A 21003-nucleotide genomic window follows, 5' to 3' on the forward strand; every position below is an offset into this window, starting at 1 on the left:
TTTGGCTCACAAGTACGCGGCATTGGCCGCATCGAGGCGGCCTTGGGCGCGCAGGATCAATTCGCAGAATTCGCGGGCTGCACCTTCGCCGCCACGGGCCCGGGTCACGCCATGGGCGTGTTCGCGGACGAAGTCGGCAGCGTTGGCGACGGCCATGCCCAGGCCCACGCGGCGGATCACCGGCAGATCAGGCAGGTCGTCACCGAGGTAGGCGACCTGTTCATAGCTTAGGCCCAGTTGTTCAAGTAGACCGTCCAGAACCACCAATTTGTCTTCGCGTCCCTGAAACAGGTGCTCGATTCCGAGGTTTTTCGCTCGGCGCTCGACTACGGGGGTCTTGCGGCCACTGATGATGGCAGTCTGTACTCCGGCGTTCATGAGCATTTTGATGCCCTGACCGTCGAGGGTGTTGAAAGTCTTGAATTCGCTGCCGTCTTCAAGGAAGTACAGGCGCCCGTCAGTGAGGACGCCGTCGACGTCGAAAACCGCCAGTTTGATCGCTTTGCCGCGTTGTAACAGATCGGTGCTCATTTACATCACTCCTGCGCGCAACAGGTCGGAGAGGTTGAAAGCGCCGACCGGGCGATCTTCCTCATCGACAACGACCAGTGCGTTGATTCGGTGGTCTTCCATGATTTTCAGGGCTTCGGCAGCGAGCATTTCGGGCCGTGCGGTCTTGCCGTGGGCCGTCATCACCTGGTCGATGGTGGCGGTGCGGATGTCGATGCTGCGATCCAGGGTGCGGCGCAAATCGCCGTCGGTAAAAATCCCGGCGAGTTTGCCATCGTCTTCGAGGATGACGGTCATGCCCAGACCCTTGCGGGTCATTTCCATCAGCGCATCCTTGAGCAGTGTGCCGCGCTGCACCTGCGGCAATTCCTGCCCGGCGTGCATGACGTTTTCCACTTTCAGCAACAAGCGACGGCCCAGGGCGCCACCCGGGTGCGAAAAGGCGAAGTCTTCAGCGGTAAAACCGCGAGCTTCCAGCAACGCTACGGCCAGGGCATCGCCCATGACCAGCGCGGCGGTGGTCGAAGAGGTGGGGGCCAGGTTCAGCGGGCAGGCTTCGTGCTCGACGTGAACATTGAGGTTCACTTCGGCGGCTTTCGCCAGCGGCGAGGCCGGGTTGCCGGTCACGCTGATCAACTGGATGCCCAGGCGTTTGATCAAGGGCAGCAGGGTGACGATTTCGTTGGTCGAGCCAGAGTTCGACAGGGCCAGGATCACGTCATCACGGGTAATCATGCCCATGTCGCCATGGCTGGCTTCAGCTGGGTGTACAAAGAATGCCGGGGTGCCGGTGCTCGCCAGAGTTGCGGCAATCTTGTTGCCGACGTGCCCGGATTTGCCCATGCCGACCACCACCACACGGCCTTTGCTGGCCAGAATCATCTCGCAAGCGCGTACGAAATCGGCGTCGATATGGGGCAACAAGCCTTGAACGGCTTCCACTTCGAGGCGGATGGTGCGTTGTGCCGATTGAATCAGGTCGCTGGATTGGCTCATGTCAGAAATCGTATAGCCCGATGAAAAGGCGGCGATTATAGCGGTTATGTTGCAAAGCCTCACGCAAGTTCGTCGTGCTTTGTCATTCCTCGTTACCAAAACCCGGGAAAAGAGCCTCCAGCCCTGCCGTATCGCCGAACACAGGCTGGCACAAGCCTTGGGCGCATGACCTTTGCAGTGATATAGTTCGCCGCCAGTTCGGCCTGCCCGGGATGTACGTGCTTTTTAAATAAAGCCAGGCGTCCGAGTGAGAGGCTGCATCGCAAGGAGTTTAGATGAGTGCCGATAACGCCTACGCGGTCGAGCTGAAGGGAGTCTCCTTCAAGCGCGGTGCGCGCAGCATTTTCAATAACGTCGATATTCGCATACCGCGCGGCAAGGTCACCGGCATCATGGGACCTTCCGGGTGTGGCAAGACTACGCTGCTGCGGTTGATGGGCGCGCAATTGCGTCCTGCCAGCGGCGAAGTCTGGGTCAACGGTCAGAACCTGCCTGCGTTGTCGCGCAGCGATCTGTTCGATGCGCGCAAGCACATGGGTGTGCTGTTCCAGAGCGGCGCGCTGTTCACCGATCTCGATGTCTTCGAGAACGTCGCTTTTCCCCTGCGCGTTCATACCGAGTTGCCGGAAGAAATGATCCGCGACATCGTCCTGCTCAAATTGCAGGCGGTGGGGCTGCGCGGTGCCATTGAGTTGATGCCCGATGAACTGTCCGGTGGCATGAAGCGTCGCGTAGCGCTGGCGCGGGCCATTGCGCTCGACCCGCAGATTCTCATGTACGACGAACCGTTCGTTGGACAGGACCCGATCGCCATGGGCGTGCTGGTACGTCTGATTCGTCTGCTCAACGATGCGTTGGGGATCACCAGTATCGTGGTTTCGCACGATCTGGCCGAAACCGCGAGCATCGCCGACTACATCTATGTAGTGGGTGATGGTCAGGTACTGGGGCAGGGCACGCCGGATGAGCTGATGAACTCGGACGAGCCGCGTATCCGTCAGTTCATGACCGGTAATCCCGATGGCCCGGTGCCGTACCATTTTCCAGCGACGGATTACCGCGCAGATCTTCTGGGGAAGCGCTGATGCGCAGAATTTCATTAATAGAACGCGTACGCCGGTTCGGCGAAGCGGCGATCGACGCCATTGCGGTGTTCGGTCGGGCAACGCTGTTCCTGTTTCACGCATTGCTCGGTCGCGGTGGTATCAGCGGCGGATTTGGTTTGCTGGTCAAGCAGCTGCATTCGGTCGGCGTCATGTCGCTGGTGATCATTGTGGTCTCCGGGATTTTCATCGGCATGGTGCTGGCACTTCAGGGTTTCAGCATTCTGTCGAGCTACGGTTCGGAGCAGGCGGTGGGGCAGATGGTTGCGCTGACGTTGCTGCGTGAACTCGGTCCTGTGGTGACTGCGTTGCTGTTCGCCGGGCGCGCCGGTTCGGCGTTGACCGCGGAAATCGGCAACATGAAGTCCACCGAACAGCTTTCCAGTCTGGAAATGATCGGTGTCGACCCGCTCAAATACATTATTGCCCCGCGTCTGTGGGCCGGATTCATTTCCCTGCCGGTGCTGGCGATGATTTTCAGCGTGGTGGGGATCTGGGGTGGTTCGTGGGTGGCTGTCGACTGGCTTGGCGTGTATGAAGGGTCTTATTGGGCAAACATGCAGAACAGCGTGAACTTCACCAGCGATGTGCTCAATGGCGTCATCAAAAGTATCGTTTTCGCCTTCGTCGTGACCTGGATCGCCGTATTCCAAGGCTATGACTGTGAGCCCACTTCCGAGGGGATCAGTCGTGCCACCACCAAGACCGTAGTATTTGCCTCGCTGGCAGTACTGGGCCTGGACTTTATTCTGACCGCTTTGATGTTTGGAGATTTCTGATGCAAAACCGCACCCTGGAAATCGGTGTCGGCCTGTTCCTGCTGGCAGGGATCCTGGCTTTGCTGCTGCTTGCTTTGCGGGTCAGTGGCCTGTCTCCGACTTCGACCACCGAAACTTATAAACTTTATGCCTACTTCGACAATATCGCCGGTTTGACGGTCAGAGCCAAAGTGACCATGGCCGGTGTAACCATCGGCAAGGTCACCGCAATCGATTTGGATCGCGACAGCTTCACCGGTCGGGTGACCCTGCAAGTGGATAAAAAAGTCGACAATCTGCCGACCGACTCGACAGCGTCTATCCTGACCGCTGGTCTGCTGGGCGAGAAATACATCGGTATCAGCGTAGGCGGGGAAGATACCCCTCTGAAGGATGGTGGAACCATTCACGACACGCAGTCGTCACTGGTACTGGAAGACCTGATCGGTAAATTCCTGCTCAATACCGTTAGCAAAGACGCCAAATGAGGAGCTTTTGAATGATCTCTACCTTGCGACGTGGCCTGTTGGTGTTGCTCGCGACATTGCCACTGATGGGTACCGCTGTGGCGGCACAGTCAGCGCACGATCTGATTCAGGACACCACCACCCGGATGCTCGCTGATCTGTCGGCCAATAAAGAGAAATACAAGCAGGATCCGAACGACTTTTATGCTGCACTGAACACTATCGTTGGTCCGGTGGTAGATGCCGAAGGCATCTCCAAGAGCATCATGACGGTCAAGTATTCGCGCAAGGCAACGCCTGCGCAGATGCAGACCTTCCAGGAAAACTTCAAGAAAGGCCTGTTCCAGTTCTACGGCAACGCCTTGCTCGAATACAACAACCAGGGCATCACCGTTGATCCGGCCAAGGACGAATCGGGTGATCGCACCAGCGTCGGCATGACCGTCAAGGGCACCAACGGCGCGGTATACCCTGTGCAGTACACCCTGGAGAAGATCAACGGCGAGTGGAAACTGCGCAACGTGATCATCAACGGCATCAACATCGGCAAGTTGTTCCGGGACCAGTTCGCCGACGCGATGCAGCGTAACGGCAATGATCTGGACAAGACCATCAACAATTGGGCAGGTGAAGTGGCCAAGGCCAAGCAAACCACCGAGAAGCCAGCGCAATGAATGAGGCGGCAGTTCGTATGAGTGATGTCGACGAGCTATTGCTCAGCGGAGTGCTGGACTACCGCACTGGCCCGGACTTGCGCAAGGAAGGTCAGGCGCTGATCAAGTCGAGCAAGGCTTCTGCGCTGGTCATCGATTGTTCGGCCGTGAAGAAGTCCAGCAGTGTCGGCTTGTCGTTGCTGCTGTGCTTCATGCGCGATGCTCAGGCGGCCGGTAAGGCTGTCAGCATCCGCGCGATGCCCGAAGACATGCGCGAAATTGCTCAGGTCAGTGAGCTGACCGAACTGTTGGCGCACTCCTGAACCCGCATCAGTAAAGAAGCCCCCCGTCAGAGTCCTGCCTTGCGGGGTTCGCAGGCGCGGGGCTTTTTTGTATGATGTCCGACCCGTGCGCACAGGGCGCCGATTGAGGTTGAGCATGCAGGCCGTAGAAGTGAAGAGCTTCCTTGAAGGAAAGCTGCCCGGAACGTTGGTAGAAGTTGAGGGCGAAGGCTGCAATTTCCAGCTGAACGTGATTAGCGATGAACTGGCGGCGTTGAGCCCGGTGAAGCGTCAGCAGCAGATCTATGCCCATTTGAACCCATGGATCACCGATGGCAGCATCCATGCGGTCACTATGAAATTTTTCAGCAGCGCGGCCTGGGCCGAGCGCACCTGAGCCTAAGGGCGTCGAGATTCTTATGGATAAATTGATTATTACTGGTGGCGCTCGTCTTGATGGCGAGATCCGCATTTCCGGGGCAAAGAATTCTGCCCTGCCGATTCTGGCTGCCACCTTGCTGTGCGATGGCCCGGTGACGGTCGGCAACCTGCCGCACTTGCACGACATCACCACCATGATCGAGCTGTTCGGTCGCATGGGCATTGAGCCTGTGATCGACGAGAAACTCAGCGTCGAAATCGACCCGCGCACCATCAAGACCCTGATCGCTCCGTACGAGCTGGTGAAAACCATGCGTGCGTCGATCCTGGTACTGGGTCCGATGGTTGCCCGTTTCGGTGAAGCCGAAGTCGCGCTGCCTGGCGGTTGCGCCATCGGTTCGCGTCCGGTCGACCTGCACATCCGTGGTCTCGAAGCCATGGGCGCGGTGATTGATGTCGAAGGCGGCTACATCAAGGCCAAGGCGCCTGAAGGCGGCCTGCGCGGTGCGCACTTCTTCTTCGATACCGTCAGCGTGACCGGTACTGAAAACATCATGATGGCGGCTGCTCTGGCCAAGGGCCGCAGCGTGCTGCAGAACGCTGCGCGTGAACCTGAAGTGGTTGACCTGGCAAACTTCCTAAACGCCATGGGCGCCAAGGTTTCCGGCGCCGGCACCGATACCATCACCATCGATGGCGTCGAGCGTCTGGGTTCGTGTTTCTACAAAGTCATGCCTGACCGTATCGAAACCGGCACCTACCTGGTGGCCGCTGCGGTCACCGGTGGCCGCGTCAAGGTCAAGGACACTGATCCGACCATTCTCGAAGCGGTTCTGGAAAAACTTCGCGAGTCCGGTGCAGAAATCACCTGCGGTGAAGACTGGATCGAGCTGAACATGCACGGCAAGCGCCCGAAAGCGGTCAACGTGCGCACTGCGCCGTACCCGGCGTTCCCGACCGACATGCAGGCGCAGTTCATCTCGCTCAACGCCATTGCCGAAGGCACCGGTGCCGTGATCGAGACAATCTTCGAAAACCGCTTCATGCACGTGTACGAACTGCACCGCATGGGCGCCAAGATCCAGGTCGAAGGCAACACCGCCATCGTTACCGGTACTGAAGTGCTGAAGGGCGCGCCAGTCATGGCGACCGACCTGCGCGCTTCGGCCAGTCTGGTGATCTCGGCACTGGTGGCCGAAGGCGATACCCTGATCGACCGCATCTACCACATCGACCGTGGTTACGAGTGCATCGAAGAAAAACTGCAGATGCTGGGCGCCAAGATCCGTCGCGTTCCGGGCTGACAGCTGCATGAGGACACAGGGACGTGTCCACTGAATTCGTTTCGAATCGAGCCGTTATCCGGCTCGATGTGTGTCCGGCGCCGATTGCGACCGGACATGAGTACCTTGATAAGGACTGACGTTTCCCATGTTGACCATCGCACTGTCCAAGGGCCGCATCCTTGACGACACTCTGCCGCTTCTCGCTGAAGCGGGCATCGTGCCGACCGAGAATCCGGACAAGAGCCGCAAGCTGATCATCCCCACGACGCAGGCAGACGTACGCCTGCTCATCGTGCGCGCTACCGACGTGCCGACCTATGTCGAGCATGGCGCGGCCGACCTCGGCGTGGCAGGTAAAGACGTGTTGATGGAGTACACCGGCCAGGGCCTGTACGAGCCACTGGATCTGCAGATTGCCCAGTGCAAGCTGATGACCGCCGGTAAAATCGGCGCGCCCGAGCCCAAGGGCCGTCTGCGCGTGGCGACCAAGTTCGTCAACGTTGCCAAGCGTTATTACGCCGAACAAGGCCGTCAGGTCGACATCATCAAGCTCTACGGCTCAATGGAGCTGGCACCGCTGATTGGTCTGGCCGACAAGATCATCGACGTGGTCGACACCGGCAACACCCTGCGCGCCAATGGTCTGGAACCCCAGGAGTTGATCGCCACGATCAGCTCGCGTCTGGTGGTTAACAAGGCTTCGATGAAAATGCAACACGCCCGTATCCAGGCGTTGATCGATACCCTGCGCAACGCTGTGGAATCGCGACACCGCGGCTGATTTACCTGCGCGACCTTGAGTCGCGCCCGTCTATCCGCCTCATAGCCAGAATCTCAGGTGCCCAAGCGGAAACGACTGCTAAGTTAGGGCGCCTGAGTTTTTGCCATTCCTATGAGGCTCTCGCTATGACCGCACCGACTGCAATTCGCCGACTCAACGCTGCTGACCCGGATTTCGCGCATCATCTGGATCATCTGCTGAGCTGGGAAAGTGTGTCTGACGACTCGGTCAATCAGCGTGTGCTGGACATCATCAAGGCTGTGCGCGAGCGCGGTGACGCGGCGCTGGTCGAGTTCACCCAGAAGTTCGACGGTCTCGAAGTCGCCTCCATGGCCGATCTGATCCTGCCGCGCGAGCGTCTGGAACTGGCCCTGACCCGCATCACCGTGCCTCAGCGCGAAGCACTGGAAAAAGCCGCGGCCCGTGTGCGCAGCTACCACGAAAAACAGAAGCAGGATTCCTGGAGCTACACCGAAGCCGACGGCACGGTGCTGGGCCAGAAAGTTACGCCGCTGGATCGCGCAGGCCTGTACGTGCCGGGCGGCAAGGCGTCGTACCCGTCGTCGGTGTTGATGAACGCCATTCCGGCCAAGGTTGCCGGTGTGACCGAAGTGGTCATGGTCGTGCCGACTCCGCGCGGTGAAATCAACGAACTGGTGCTGGCCGCTGCGTGCATCGCAGGCGTCGATCGCGTGTTCACCATCGGTGGTGCACAAGCGGTTGCCGCGCTGGCTTACGGCACCGAAAGCGTGCCGAAAGTGGACAAAGTCGTTGGGCCGGGCAACATCTATGTCGCCACCGCCAAGCGCCACGTGTTCGGTCAGGTCGGTATCGACATGATCGCCGGCCCTTCGGAAATCCTTGTTGTGTGCGATGGCCAGACCGACCCGGACTGGATCGCCATGGACCTGTTCTCCCAAGCCGAGCACGATGAAGACGCTCAAGCGATTCTGGTCAGCCCCGACGCCGAGTTCCTCGACAAGGTCGCCGCGAGCATCGACAAACTGCTGCCGACCATGGACCGCGCAACCATCATCGAAACCTCGATCAATGGCCGCGGCGCGCTGATTCAAGTGCGTGACATGGCCCAGGCCATCGAAGTCGCCAACCGCATCGCCCCGGAACACCTGGAGCTCTCGGTCGCTGACCCACAAGCCTGGCTGCCACAGATTCGCCACGCCGGCGCGATCTTCATGGGCCGTCACACCTCCGAAGCATTGGGCGACTACTGCGCAGGCCCGAACCACGTATTGCCGACCTCCGGCACTGCGCGTTTCTCCTCGCCACTGGGTGTTTATGACTTCCAGAAACGCTCGTCGATCATCTTCTGTTCCGAGGCCGGTGCTTCCGAACTGGGCAAGACCGCTTCGGTACTCGCCCGTGGCGAATCCCTGAGCGCCCACGCGCGCAGCGCCGAATACCGCATCATTGACGACAAGCAGGGGAACTGAACATGAGTAAATTCTGGAGCCCGTTCGTCAAGGATCTGGTGCCTTATGTGCCTGGCGAACAGCCGAAGCTGACCAGACTGGTCAAGCTGAACACCAATGAAAACCCCTACGGCCCGTCGCCAAAAGCCCTGGCGGCGATGCAGACCGAACTCAACGACAATCTGCGCCTGTACCCTGATCCGAACAGCGACCTGCTGAAAAACGCCGTCGCCCAGTACTACGGCGTGCGGAGCAATCGGGTGTTCCTCGGCAACGGTTCGGACGAAGTGCTCGCGCACATCTTCCACGGTCTGCTGCAACACGATCAGCCGTTGCTGTTCCCGGATATCAGCTACAGCTTCTATCCGGTGTATTGCGGTCTGTACGGCATCAAATTTGATGCGGTGCCGCTGGATTCGCAGTTCCAGATCAACCCGGCGGATTACGCCAAGCCGAACGGCGGCATCATTTTCCCCAACCCGAACGCACCGACCGGTTGCCTGCTGGCACTGGAGGCGGTCGAGCAGATTCTCACGGCCAGCCCTGATTCGGTGGTGGTCGTGGATGAGGCTTATATCGACTTTGGCGGCGAAACAGCGATCAGTCTGGTGGATCGCTATCCGAACCTGCTGGTGACTCAGACCTTGTCCAAGTCCCGGTCGCTGGCCGGCCTGCGGGTTGGTCTGGCGGTCGGGCATCCGGACCTGATCGAGGCGCTGGAGCGGATCAAGAACAGCTTCAACTCTTATCCGATTGATCGTTTGGCGAACGTCGGTGCGGCAGCGGCGTTCGAGGATCGCGAGTATTTCGACAAGACTTGCCGTCTGGTGATCGAGAGCCGTGAATGGGTAATTGCGCAGTTGCAGGGCAAGGGCTTTGAAGTGCTGCCGTCGGCGGCGAACTTCATTTTTGCCCGGCACCCGCAACATGATGCAGCAGGGCTGGCGGCCAAATTGCGTGAGCAGGGTGTGATCGTCCGGCACTTCAAGCAGGAGCGGATCGCGCAGTTCCTGCGGATTTCGATTGGCACGCCGGAGCAGAATCAGGCGTTGATTGACGGGTTCGGCGACCTCTAATCACCATTGCCCCCTGTTGGAGTGAGCCTGCTCGCGACGCCTTTCAGCATTCAATATGTGAGTTGGATGACGCACCGCGATCGCGAGCAGGCTCGCTCCTCCAGGGGAATTGTGGTGGTTATTCGTGATGCGGCTCACCGAGGAACGTCAGCGAGGTGAACAGCCCGCGACTGTTCACGTCCGGGCTGTCCTTCACCGGCACCTCAACCTGCGCGGCAATCACATTCAACCCTTCATTGCGCACCAACACCTGCGCGCGGCCGTCTTTGTCAGTCTCGGTGCTTAAGGTATTCGGCGCACTGCGATAGTCACCAATCAACTTCACCCCCGCCGCCGGTTTGCCATCGAGCAACACCCGCACCGGCAATGAATTTCCCGGCCCGATAGTCAACGGGTCGACTTCCGGCAGAATCAGCAGTTTGATCTGATCAAGCTTGGGCAACTTCGCGCCCGGTTGGTAAATCGCCAGGCTGTACTTGAAGGTCTGCGTCGCCTCGACAGCGCCCGGGACTTTGCTGCGCCCTTCATTGATCCACTTCTTGTCAGCCGTTTGCGACCACATGCCGTTGTTCAACGCCACTGCCAGTACCGCCGGGGTTTTCAGAGGTTTCAGGCGCGCGTGATCGGGCAGGCGCTCAACGCTGACCGGGATCATTTTTCCGCCCGCGTCATATGCCCAGGCGCCGCTGACTTTCTGCGCCTTGAAAGCATTGTCTTCAGCGCCGTGGCCATAGATCACTTCGATGTTGCCGCGGCGTTGTTCGGTCCACAGGCCATGGGCCGAGGCTTGTCCGGCGAACAGTGCCGCGATGATCAGGAGGGTTTTGCCGTATTGCATGGGGACGTCCTTTTACAGGTTGAGTGTCAGGCTGACGGTGAAATTGCGCGGCTCGCCGGGGTTGACCCAGTAATTGCTGTAGGAGCGCTCGTAGTATTTTTCGTCGAAGAGGTTGTTCAGGTTCAGCCCGACGGTGACGTTGTCGCTGGCCTTGTAATGAGCGAGCAAATCGACGGTGTGATAGGCCGGCATTTCAAAATCACCGCCGGCCTCACCGGAGCGATCGCCGACATAGGTGAAGGCCGCGCCGACGTCCGAGCCGCGCAAATGCCCGTCCTGAAACTCATAAACCCCGAGCAGACTGCCGCTGCGCTTGGCCACGCCAAGAATGCGGCTGCCGGCTGGAATCGCCGCATCGCCTTTGGTCACTTCGGCGTCGATGTAAGCGAAGGCGCCAATCACCCGCACGGCATCGGTCACTTGCCCGGTCACTTGCCAGTCGAAACCGCGACTGCGTGCCTTGCCCATTGCGCGGCTGGTGTCTGTGCCCGGGTCGAGGGCGAGGACGTTCTCCTTGTCGATGTGGAAGAAGGCGAGGGTGCTGCTCAGACGTTCGTCGAACAGTTCGTTCTTGATGCCGATTTCGTAACCGACGCCTTCTTCCGGATCGAAGGATTTGCCGGAGGCATCGAGGCCGTTGTTTGGTTTGAACGAGGTCGAGGCGTTGGCGAACAGGCCGGTGTTCGGCGTCAATTGATAGAGCACGCCTGCGCGTTGGGTGAGGGCGTCGTGAGTCTGCTGGCTTTTGGCGTTGCGGGTGTGATCGTCGATGCGTTGATCAAAGTGCTCGAAGCGCGCGCCGATCATTCCGCGCAGTGTGTCGCTGAAGACGATTTGATCCTGCAGGTTCAGCGCATGGCTTTCGACGTGTTCGAAGAAGTCCGTGCCGGAGCGTGCGCCATTGGGTTTAGGTTGGCCGTAGATCGGCTTGTAGATGTCGATGGCGTAAGGGCCGCCAGCGATGGTGGTGACCCGTTCGTTCTTGCGGTAGTTCTCGTACTCGCTGCCGATCAGCAGTTCGTGTTGCCACGGGCCGAGGTCGAACAGACCGCGTAATTCCAGTTGAGTGATGCTGTCGTGCCAATGGGTGTCGCGTTCGCGATAGCGGCGGTTGACCGTATGGCCATCGGCGTTCAGCGCACGACTTTCCGACGCGTCGCCCCAGAGTTTGCCTTCCTTGTAATGGCTGGCCAGGCGCAGTTTCCAGTTGTCGTTGAGGTGATGCTCGAGGGTGGCCTGGAGCAGGTTGTTGTGGTTGTCGATGTTGCCGTCGTTCGGCTCGCCGAGGAAGGTCGAGCGCGAAACGCCGCTCCACTTGTTTTTCGGCGCGACGATGCCACGGTCGAACGTGGAGTTGTGACGGACGATTTCGCTTTCGACCAACAGCGAGGTGTTGGGATTCAGTTGCCAACGGATCGAGGGCGCGACGAATACACGCTGGCTGTCGATGTGATCGCGGAAGCTGTGGTTATCCTCGACGGCGAGGTTGATCCGCGAGAGCACATCACCCTGCTCATCGAGTGGCGTGTTGACGTCCAGCGCGGTGCGATAGCGATCCCAGCTGCCGGCGCTGGTTTGCAGCGTTGTGAAGGCTTCGGGTTGCGGTTTCTTGGTGACGATGTTCACCGTGCCGCCCGGATCGCCTCGGCCATACAGGCTGGCGGCCGGGCCTTTGAGCACTTCGATGCGCTCGATGTTGGCGGCGTCGGGTGTGGCCGGGTAGCCGCGATTGGCGCTGAAGCCGTCCTTGTAGAACTCAGAGGTGGTGAAACCGCGCACGCTGTATTCGTAGAGGGTCAGACCGCCGAAATTGTTTTGTTTGGACACGCCGCCGGCGAAATCCAGCGCGCGTTCGACGCTGGTGCTGCCCAAGTCCTTGAGCACGCTGGCGGGGACAACGCTGATCGCCTGTGGGATATCGCGGATTGCGGTGTCGGTTTTGGTGGCGCTGGACGAGCGCGTGGCGCGGTAGCCTGTGACGGGACCGGTGGGGGATTCGTAGTCTGAGGTGACGCTGATCGCTTCAAGTTCGAGCGCTAGCGGTTCTTCGGCGAAAACCGGATCACCCAGCAAACCGAGGGTCAGCCCCAGCAGCGAGGCCTTTGTTCGAGACGACATGTTATGTTGTTCCAATTGTTTAATTGAAACAATATAACATGCCTGTTGAGAATGTCTGTTATTCGCGCCGCCGGCGCGAACAAAGTCTTACTCTTCTTTTTCCTTCACCGGTGCCGGTGGTGGTCGCAGACCGATTTCAGCGGTCAGCTTGATCTCTTTGCCATTGCGCATGACCTGAATCGTCACTTTGTCGGTCGGTTTGATCCGCGCAACCTGGTTCATCGAGCGGCGGCCATCGCCCGCTGGTTCGCCATCGATGCTGAGAATCACGTCACCCAGTTGCAGGCCGGCCTTCTGCGCCGGGCCATCGCGGAAAATCCCCGCCACCACGATTCCCGGGCGCCCGGACAAGCCAAACGACTCGGCCAGTTCCTGGGTCAGCGGCTGTACTTCAATCCCCAGCCAGCCACGAATCACCTGGCCGTGTTCGATGATCGACTTCATGACTTCCATCGCCAGTTTCACCGGGATGGCAAAGCCGATGCCTTGCGAGCCACCGGATTTGGAGAAGATCGCGGTGTTGATGCCGGTGAGGTTGCCGTTGGCATCGACCAGTGCACCGCCGGAGTTGCCCGGGTTGATCGCCGCGTCGGTCTGGATGAAGTCTTCGTAGTTGTTAAGGCCCAACTGATTGCGCCCGGTGGCGCTGATAATGCCCATGGTTACGGTCTGGCCGACGCCGAACGGGTTGCCAATGGCCAGGGCGACGTCGCCGATACGGATGTTGTCCGAGCGGCCTACAGTAATCGCCGGCAGATTTTTCAAGTCGATCTTCAGGACGGCGAGGTCGGTTTCCGGGTCGCTGCCAATCACCCGGGCCAGGGTTTCACGGCCATCCTTGAGCGCCACAACGATTTGATCGGCGCCGCTGGTCACGTGGTTGTTGGTCAGGATGTAGCCTTCCGGGCTCATGATCACGCCGGAGCCGAGGCTCGACTCCATGCGTTTCTGCTTTGGCGAGTTGTCACCAAAGAAGCGGCGAAACTGCGGGTCTTCAAACAGCGGATGCGCCGGTTTGTTGATGACCTTGGTGGTATAGAGGTTGACCACCGACGGCGCGGCAATGGTGACCGCGTCGGCATAGGACACCGGCCCCTGCTGCACGCTGGTGGTTTGCGGGGCCTGCTGCAGGTTGACGTCGAGGCTCGGAAGCCCGACCCACTGCGGGTAACGCTGAATAATCAACAGAGCGATAAGCACGCCGGCCAACAGCGGCCAGCCCATAAAACGCAGCGCCTTGAACATTAAGCACGTCCTGGAAAAGTTGCAGGCGGGGTCAGACCGCCCATAATGTCGCGCATTATACGAGGCCGCGCGCGCCTCGGAACGGGATATTTAGGAGTCTTTCATGGCCGTTGCCCTTAGCACCCTCGTCGAAGAAGCCGACCGTTACCTTGGCAGTGCGAAAATTGCCGATTATTGCCCCAACGGCTTGCAGGTCGAAGGCCGTCCGCAGGTGATGCGCATCGTTAGCGGTGTGACCGCGAGTCAGGCCTTGCTCGATGCCGCCGTCGAAGCCGAGGCCGATCTGGTGCTGGTGCATCACGGTTATTTCTGGAAGGGCGAAAATCCTTGCATCACCGGCATGAAGCAGCGCCGGCTGAAGACATTGCTCAAGCACGACATCAGCCTGCTCGCGTATCACCTGCCACTGGATCTGCACCCGGACGTTGGCAACAACGTGCAGTTGGCGCGTCAGTTAGACATCACGGTCGAAGGCCCGCTGGATCCGGACAATCTGAAAATCGTCGGCCTGGTCGGGTCGCTGAGCGAACCCATGACCCCGCGTGATTTCGCCCGCAAAGTGCAGGAAGTCATGGGCCGCGAACCGCTGCTGATCGAAGGCAGCGCGATGATCCGACGGGTTGGCTGGTGCACCGGCGGCGGTCAGGGTTATATCGATCACGGTGTGGCGGCGGGGGTCGACCTGTTCCTCAGCGGCGAAGCATCGGAGCAGACCTTCCACAGCGCGCGGGAAAACGACATCAGCTTCATCGCCGCCGGTCACCATGCCACCGAGCGCTATGGCGTGCAGGCGCTGGGCGATTATCTGGCGAAGCGTTTTGCCGTCGAGCACATCTTCATCGATTGCCCGAATCCGATCTGAAAGTACTGCCCTGTAGGAGCTGCCGCAGGCTGCGATCTTTTGATTTTGGTTTTTTTAGAAACACGATCAAAAGATCGCAGCCTGCGGCAGCTCTTGCAGGGGGATGGGGCTAACCCACAGGCATATTCATATACCCTTTCGATCTAGTTGGCGTCCTGATTAGAAGAGGTCGCTGTGCTAGGATTCCCCGCTCGAACACGGCCCGCTGGCCGTTCATAAGAAAGCTTTCGTGAGTAGCCATGGTCGACAAACTGACGCATCTGAAACAGCTGGAGGCGGAAAGCATCCACATCATCCGCGAGGTGGCCGCCGAGTTCGACAACCCGGTGATGCTGTACTCCATCGGTAAAGACTCCGCCGTGATGCTGCACCTGGCACGCAAGGCGTTCTTCCCGGGCAAACTGCCGTTTCCGGTGATGCACGTCGACACCCGGTGGAAATTCCAGGAGATGTACAAGTTCCGCGACAAAATGGTCGAAGAGCTGGGCCTGGACCTGATCACCCACATCAATCCGGATGGCGTGGCGCAGAACATCAACCCGTTTACCCACGGCAGCGCCAAGCACACCGACATCATGAAAACCGAGGGCCTCAAGCAGGCTCTCGACAAGCATGGTTTCGATGCTGCGTTCGGCGGTGCCCGTCGCGATGAAGAGAAATCCCGCGCCAAAGAGCGCGTGTACTCGTTCCGCGACAGCAAGCACCGCTGGGACCCGAAAAACCAGCGTCCCGAGCTGTGGAATGTCTACAACGGCAAGGTCAACAAGGGCGAATCCATTCGTGTGTTCCCGCTGTCGAACTGGACCGAACTGGACATCTGGCAGTACATCTACCTCGAAGGCATCCCGATTGTGCCGCTGTACTTCGCCGCCGAACGTGAAGTGATCGAGAAGAACGGCACGCTGATCATGATCGATGACGAGCGCATCCTTGAGCATCTGTCCGATGAAGACAAAGCGCGCATCGTTAAAAAGAAAGTGCGTTTCCGTACCCTTGGCTGCTACCCGTTGACGGGCGCGGTGGAGTCCGAGGCCGAAAGCCTGACGGACATCATTCAGGAAATGCTCCTGACGCGAACTTCCGAGCGCCAGGGCCGCGTCATCGACCACGATGGCGCAGGCTCGATGGAAGATAAAAAACGTCAAGGCTATTTCTAAGGGGCTGTCATGTCGCATCAATCTGATTTGATCAGCGAGGACATCCTCGCCTACCTGGGCCAGCACGAACGTAAAGAGCTGCTGCGCTTTTTGACCTGCGGTAACGTCGATGACGGCAAGAGCACCCTGATCGGGCGTCTGCTGCACGACTCCAAAATGATCTACGAAGATCATCTGGAAGCCATCACCCGCGACTCGAAGAAAGTCGGCACCACCGGCGAAGACATTGACCTCGCGTTGCTGGTCGACGGCCTGCAGGCCGAGCGTGAGCAAGGCATCACCATTGATGTCGCCTACCGCTATTTCTCCACCGCCAAGCGCAAATTCATCATCGCCGACACCCCCGGCCATGAGCAGTACACCCGCAACATGGCCACCGGTGCGTCGACCTGTGACCTGGCGATCATTCTGGTCGACGCCCGTTACGGCGTGCAGACCCAGACCCGTCGCCACAGCTTCATTGCCTCGCTGTTGGGCATCAAACACATCGTCGTTGCCATCAACAAGATGGACTTGAAAGACTTCGATGAAGGCGTGTTCGAGTCGATCAAGGCCGACTACCTGAAGTTCGCCGAAGGCTTGAAGATGAAGCCGACCAGCATGCACTTCGTACCGATGTCAGCCCTCAAGGGCGACAACGTGGTGAACAAGTCCGAGCGCTCGCCGTGGTACACCGGCCAGTCGCTGATGGAAATTCTCGAGACCGTGGAAGTGGCGGGCGACCGCAATTTCACCGATCTGCGTTTCCCGGTGCAGTACGTCAACCGTCCGAACCTGAACTTCCGCGGTTTCGCCGGCACCCTGGCCAGCGGCATCGTCAAGAAGGGCGACGAAGTCGTGGTATTGCCGTCGGGCAAGAGCAGCCGCGTGAAATCCATCGTCACCTTCGAAGGTGAACTGGAACACGCAGGTCCCGGTCAAGCGGTGACGCTGACCATGGAAGACGAAATCGACATCTCCCGTGGCGACCTGCTGGTGCATGCCGACAACGTGCCGCCGGTCACCGACAGCTTCGAAGCGATGCTGGTGTGGATGGCTGAAGAGCCGATGCTGCCGGGAAAGAAGTACGACATCAAACGCGCCACCAGTTACGTGCCGGGCTCCATCGCCAGCATCGTCAACAAGGTCGACGTGAATACCCTCGAAGAGGGCCCGGCGAGCGCGTTGCAGCTCAACGAAATCGGCAAGGTGAAGATCGCGCTCGACGCGCCGATCGCCCTCGACGGTTACGAGAGCAACCGCACCACCGGCGCGTTCATCATCATCGACCGTTTGACCAACGGCACTGTTGGCGCTGGCATGATCGTCGCTCAGCCACTGGCTCACGGCACTGCCTCGCACCACGGCAAACTGGCGCATGTTGCCACTGAAGAGCGTGCTCAGCGTTTCGGCCAGCAACCGGCCACCGTGCTGTTCAGCGGTTTGTCGGGCGCGGGCAAGAGCACGCTGGCTTATGCGGTCGAGCGCAAGTTGTTCGACATGGGCCGCGCGGTGTTTGTGCTGGATGGTCAGAACCTGCGTCACGACCTGAACAAAGGTCTGCCACAGGATCGCGCCGGTCGTACCGAGAACTGGCGTCGGGCTGCGCACGTGGCGCGTCAGTTCAACGAGGCGGGCCTGCTGACGCTGGCTGCATTCGTCGCGCCTAGCGCCGAAGGCCGTGAGCAGGCCAAAGACCTGATCGGCAAGGATCGTCTGCTGACGGTTTATGTACAGGCTTCGCCGACTGTGTGTGCCGAGCGTGATCCGCAAGGGCTGTATGCGGCGGGTGGCGATAACATTCCGGGTGAGTCTTTCCCGTATGACGTGCCGCTGAATGCTGACCTGGTGATTGATACCCAGTCGCTGACACTGGAAGAAAGCGTTAAGCAAGTGCTGGATCTGCTGCGTCAGCGTGGCGCGATTTAAGCACTGAAGCAGCAACAAGCTTCTAGTCTCAAGCTGCAAGAAAAAGCCCGCCGATGAGCAATCATCGGCGGGCTTTTTATTTGTGGCCAACTCGGTCAATTGTAGGAGTGAGCCTGCAAGGGATCAGTGTTTGGCTGGAAATTCGCGGTGCATCTGTTCCAGCAACGCATCCTTGTCCAGCCACAGCTGATTGATCCAGCCCTGAAACTGCAATCGATACTCGCCGTCCTGATCGTAATTCTTGCCAATGAACTGCTGCGGAATCTTCAGCTCTTCAAAGTGCACCACCACATCGCGCACATTGCCGCAGAGCAAATCCCAGAACCCCGGACGCCCGGCCGGATAGTGGATGGTCACGTTGACAATCGATTCCAGTTGTTCACCCATCGCATCCAGCACAAAGGCAATGCCGCCGGCCTTGGGCTTGAGCAGGTACTTGAACGGTGAATGCTGTTGCGCATGTTTGCCTTCAGTGAAGCGTGTGCCTTCGACGAAGTTGAAAATCCCCACGGGGTTGTTGCGAAACTTCGCGCAGGTCTTGCGGGTGGTTTCCAGGTCTTTACCTTTTTTCTCCGGGTGTTTTTCCAGATAGGCCTTGGAGTAGCGCTTCATGAACGGGAAGCCCAGCGCCCACCACGCCAGACCGATTACCGGGACCCAGATCAGCTCCTGCTTGAGAAAAAACTTCAGCGGCTGGATACGCCGGTTGAGCACGTACTGCAGCACCAGAATATCGACCCAGCTTTGATGGTTGCTGGTGATCAGGTACGAGTGCTTGTAGTCCAGGCCTTGCAGACCGCTGAGGTGCCAGCGGGTGCGGCGCACCAGGTTCATCCAGCCTTTGTTATTGCTGATCCACGCTTCGTGGGTGTGGCTCATCAGCCATCCGGCAACGCGCTGGGTGACCGCGAACGGCAAGGCCTTGATCAGCGCCACGCAGAACAGAAACGAGCAGAGCAGAATCGTGTTGAGCGCCAACAACAGTGAGGCGATTACACCGCGCAGCGGTGCAGGTAGAAAATCCAGCATTTACACATCCATAGGTCGGTTGGCGGCTTGAATCGCGGTCAGTGCGATGGTGTAGACGATGTCATCGACTTGCGCGCCGCGCGGCAGGTCGTTCACCGGTTTGCGCAGGCCTTGCAGCATCGGGCCGAGGCTGACGCAGTCGGCGCTGCGCTGCACGGCTTTGTGGGTGGTGTTGCCGGTGTTGAGGTCGGGGAACACGAACACTGTCGCGCGACCGGCTACCTGGCTGTTTGGCGCCAATTGCCGGGCCACGGTTTCGTTGGCGGCGGCGTCGTATTGCAGCGGGCCGTCGATCAGCAGCGAATGCTGTTGCTCGTGGGCGAGCAGGGTGGCTTCGCGGACTTTTTCGACTTCTTCACCTGTAGCCGATTCGCCGCTGGAGTAACTGATCATCGCCACGCGCGGGGTGATGCCGAACGCAGCCGCCGAGTCGGCACTTTGCAGGGCGATCTCGGCCAGTTCCGATGCGCTCGGGTGCGGGTTCATCACGCAGTCGCCGTAGACCAGCACTTCTTCGGGGAACAGCATAAAGAACACCGAGGACACCAGCGTGCAGCCCGGCGCCGTTTTAATCAGTTGCAAGGCCGGGCGGATGGTGTTGGCGGTGGTGTTGATGACGCCTGAAACCAGCCCGTCGACTTCATCCAGGGCGAGCATCATGGTGCCGATCACCACGGTGTCTTCCAGTTGCTGCTCGGCCATCGGCGCGTTGAGGCTTTTGCTTTTGCGCAGGGCGACCATCGGTTCGACGTAACGCTCGCGGATCAAATCCGGATCGAGAATTTCCAGTCCCGGCGGCAGCACGATGCCCTGGGCGCGGGCCACGGCTTCGACGTCCTCGGGTTTGGCCAGCAACACACAACGGGCGATCCCGCGTTCCTGACAAATCGCCGCCGCTTGCACGGTGAACGGTTCGCTGCCTTCGGGCAGGACGATACGCTTGTTGGCGGCCTGGGCGCGCTGGATCAATTGATAACGGAACACCGCTGGTGACAGGCGCATTTCCCTTGGCGTGCCGCAACGCTGATGCAGCCAGCTGGCGTCGAGATGGCTGGCGACGAAATCGGTGATGATCTCCGCGCGCTCACGGTCGTCGATCGGGATTTCCTTGTTCAAGCCGTTGAGCAGGTTGGCGGTGTCGTAGGAACCGGTGCTTACCGACAACACCGGCAGACCGGCCTGCAAGGCGCCACGGCACAAGTCCATGATGCGCGGGTCGGGCAGGGTGTCGCTGGTCAGCAGCAGACCGGCCAGCGGCACGCCATTGATTGCGGCGAGGCTGACGGCGAGGATGATGTCGTCGCGATCCCCCGGCGTTACCACCAGCACGCCGGGCTTGAGCAACTCGACAGTGTTGCGCATGGTTCGCGCGCAGATGATGATTTTGGTCATGCGCCGGGTTTCGTAGTCGCCAGCGTTGAGCACTTGCGCGCCCAGCAGGTCGGCGACGTCGCGAGTACGTGGCGCGTTGAGTTCGGGCTGGAACGGAATGCAGCCGAGCAGTCGGAAGTCACCACTGCGCAGCAGTGGCGAATGTTCCTTCAGACGCGTGGCGAAGGCTTCCATGCTCTCGTCGGTCTTGACCTTGTTGAGGATCACGCCGAGGACTTTCGGGTCCTTGGGGCCACCGAACAACTGCGCCTGCAATTCGACGCGGCCGGAGAGTTCGGCGAGTACTTCGTTTTCCGGTGCCGAAACCAGGATCACCTCGGCATCGAGACTTTTGGCCAGATGCAGATTGACCCGCGCGGCGTAACTGGCGCTGCGGGTCGGCACCATGCCTTCAACCACCAGCACGTCTTTGCCGACGGCGGCCTGCTGATACAGGGCGATGATTTCTTCGAGCAACTCATCGAGCTGACCGTCGCCGAGCATCCGCTCGACATGGGCAAGACCCAGCGGCTGCGGCGGTTTCAGGCCGTGGGTGCGTGCCACCAGCTCGGTGGAGCGCTCAGGGCCGGTGTCGCCGGGATGCGGCTGGGCGATCGGTTTGAAGAAGCCGACTTTCAGTCCGGCCCGTTCAAGCGTACGCACCAGCCCGAGGCTGATGGAGGTCAGACCCACGCCAAAATCGGTGGGTGCGATAAAAAAAGTTTGCATGCGAATTCTCTAAAGTTGCATGGC

At 59.5% G+C, this 21003-nt stretch carries 20 protein-coding genes; 13 read left to right on the forward strand and 7 right to left on the reverse strand.

The window, feature by feature from the left end:
* Nucleotides 1–6: 6 nt before the first annotated feature.
* Complete coding sequence (locus tag PSH79_RS04440; RefSeq protein ID WP_305441424.1) at nucleotides 7–531, reverse strand: HAD family hydrolase; 525 nt, start codon at nucleotides 529–531, stop codon at nucleotides 7–9.
* Nucleotides 532–1506 (reverse strand): KpsF/GutQ family sugar-phosphate isomerase, encoded by a 975-nt coding sequence (locus tag PSH79_RS04445; protein WP_305441425.1) that lies wholly within the window; start codon nucleotides 1504–1506, stop codon nucleotides 532–534. It abuts the gene before it with no gap.
* 275 nt (nucleotides 1507–1781) lie between these two features.
* Between PSH79_RS04445 and PSH79_RS04450 the strand changes: the two genes are divergently transcribed.
* The 10 genes from PSH79_RS04450 to hisC all read left to right on the forward strand — a co-directional run bounded on the left by PSH79_RS04450 (nucleotide 1782) and on the right by hisC (nucleotide 9722).
* Nucleotides 1782–2591: an ATP-binding cassette domain-containing protein gene (locus PSH79_RS04450; protein WP_305441426.1), complete on the forward strand. Its 810-nt coding sequence runs from the start codon at nucleotides 1782–1784 to the stop codon at nucleotides 2589–2591.
* Nucleotides 2591–3388 carry a lipid asymmetry maintenance ABC transporter permease subunit MlaE gene (gene mlaE, locus PSH79_RS04455; RefSeq protein ID WP_103303113.1) on the forward strand — a complete coding sequence of 266 codons (798 nt, stop codon included), beginning with the start codon at nucleotides 2591–2593 and terminating at the stop codon, nucleotides 3386–3388. Before PSH79_RS04450 ends, mlaE begins: the two co-directional genes overlap by 1 nt.
* Complete coding sequence (gene mlaD / locus PSH79_RS04460; protein WP_187676787.1) at nucleotides 3388–3855, forward strand: outer membrane lipid asymmetry maintenance protein MlaD; 468 nt, start codon at nucleotides 3388–3390, stop codon at nucleotides 3853–3855. The genes mlaE and mlaD overlap by 1 nt, the downstream gene beginning before the upstream one ends.
* A gap of 11 nt (nucleotides 3856–3866) precedes the next feature.
* Nucleotides 3867–4508 carry a phospholipid-binding protein MlaC gene (locus PSH79_RS04465; RefSeq protein ID WP_187676788.1) on the forward strand — a complete coding sequence of 214 codons (642 nt, stop codon included), beginning with the start codon at nucleotides 3867–3869 and terminating at the stop codon, nucleotides 4506–4508.
* Entirely contained in the window at nucleotides 4505–4810 is a 306-nt protein-coding gene (locus tag PSH79_RS04470; protein WP_305441428.1) for a lipid asymmetry maintenance protein MlaB, read from the forward strand. The genes PSH79_RS04465 and PSH79_RS04470 overlap by 4 nt, the downstream gene beginning before the upstream one ends.
* 115 nt (nucleotides 4811–4925) lie before the next feature.
* Nucleotides 4926–5165, forward strand: a complete 240-nt coding sequence (locus PSH79_RS04475) for a BolA family protein (protein WP_007912386.1) — start codon at nucleotides 4926–4928, stop codon at nucleotides 5163–5165.
* 22 nt (nucleotides 5166–5187) lie between these two features.
* Nucleotides 5188–6453, forward strand: coding sequence for a UDP-N-acetylglucosamine 1-carboxyvinyltransferase (murA, locus tag PSH79_RS04480; protein ID WP_305441429.1), 1266 nt, complete (start codon nucleotides 5188–5190; stop codon nucleotides 6451–6453).
* Nucleotides 6454–6580: 127 nt separating this feature from the next.
* A complete protein-coding gene (gene hisG, locus PSH79_RS04485; protein WP_305441430.1) occupies nucleotides 6581–7216 on the forward strand; it encodes an ATP phosphoribosyltransferase in 636 nt (211 codons plus the stop codon).
* A 125-nt stretch (nucleotides 7217–7341) separates the two neighbouring features.
* On the forward strand, nucleotides 7342–8667 hold the full coding sequence (gene hisD, locus PSH79_RS04490) for a histidinol dehydrogenase (protein ID WP_187676791.1): 1326 nt from the start codon (nucleotides 7342–7344) through the stop codon (nucleotides 8665–8667).
* Nucleotides 8668–8669: 2 nt separating this feature from the next.
* On the forward strand, nucleotides 8670–9722 hold the full coding sequence (hisC, locus tag PSH79_RS04495; protein ID WP_305441431.1) for a histidinol-phosphate transaminase: 1053 nt from the start codon (nucleotides 8670–8672) through the stop codon (nucleotides 9720–9722).
* 118 nt (nucleotides 9723–9840) lie between these two features.
* On the opposite strand, the gene PSH79_RS04500 is transcribed toward hisC, so the two are convergent.
* The 3 genes from PSH79_RS04500 to algW all read right to left on the reverse strand — a co-directional run bounded on the left by PSH79_RS04500 (nucleotide 9841) and on the right by algW (nucleotide 13923).
* A complete protein-coding gene (locus PSH79_RS04500) occupies nucleotides 9841–10560 on the reverse strand; it encodes a DUF4198 domain-containing protein (protein WP_305441432.1) in 720 nt (239 codons plus the stop codon).
* Nucleotides 10561–10572: 12 nt separating this feature from the next.
* Nucleotides 10573–12678, reverse strand: coding sequence for a TonB-dependent siderophore receptor (locus tag PSH79_RS04505; protein WP_305441433.1), 2106 nt, complete (start codon nucleotides 12676–12678; stop codon nucleotides 10573–10575).
* Between the two features lie 87 nt (nucleotides 12679–12765).
* The gene (algW, locus tag PSH79_RS04510; RefSeq protein ID WP_305441434.1) at nucleotides 12766–13923 is read right to left on the reverse strand and encodes a Do family serine endopeptidase AlgW; all 1158 of its coding nucleotides are present in this window, start codon (nucleotides 13921–13923) and stop codon (nucleotides 12766–12768) included.
* Between the two features lie 103 nt (nucleotides 13924–14026).
* On the opposite strand from algW, the gene PSH79_RS04515 reads away from it, so the two are divergent.
* From PSH79_RS04515 to cysN, 3 genes are all read left to right on the forward strand, one after another.
* Complete coding sequence (locus PSH79_RS04515) at nucleotides 14027–14785, forward strand: Nif3-like dinuclear metal center hexameric protein (protein ID WP_305441435.1); 759 nt, start codon at nucleotides 14027–14029, stop codon at nucleotides 14783–14785.
* 239 nt (nucleotides 14786–15024) lie between these two features.
* The gene (gene cysD / locus PSH79_RS04520; RefSeq protein WP_007912374.1) at nucleotides 15025–15942 is read left to right on the forward strand and encodes a sulfate adenylyltransferase subunit CysD; all 918 of its coding nucleotides are present in this window, start codon (nucleotides 15025–15027) and stop codon (nucleotides 15940–15942) included.
* A gap of 9 nt (nucleotides 15943–15951) precedes the next feature.
* The gene (gene cysN / locus PSH79_RS04525; RefSeq protein ID WP_305441436.1) at nucleotides 15952–17850 is read left to right on the forward strand and encodes a sulfate adenylyltransferase subunit CysN; all 1899 of its coding nucleotides are present in this window, start codon (nucleotides 15952–15954) and stop codon (nucleotides 17848–17850) included.
* 123 nt (nucleotides 17851–17973) lie between these two features.
* Here the strand turns inward: cysN and PSH79_RS04530 are convergent, their stop codons facing one another.
* A complete protein-coding gene (locus PSH79_RS04530; protein WP_305441437.1) occupies nucleotides 17974–18879 on the reverse strand; it encodes an acyltransferase in 906 nt (301 codons plus the stop codon).
* Entirely contained in the window at nucleotides 18880–20979 is a 2100-nt protein-coding gene (gene pta / locus PSH79_RS04535; RefSeq protein ID WP_305441438.1) for a phosphate acetyltransferase, read from the reverse strand. It abuts the gene before it with no gap.
* Between the last annotated feature and the right edge of the window lie 24 nt (nucleotides 20980–21003).

The sequence above is a fragment of the Pseudomonas sp. FP2196 genome (genome assembly GCF_030687715.1).
Lineage (GTDB): Bacteria > Pseudomonadota > Gammaproteobacteria > Pseudomonadales > Pseudomonadaceae > Aquipseudomonas.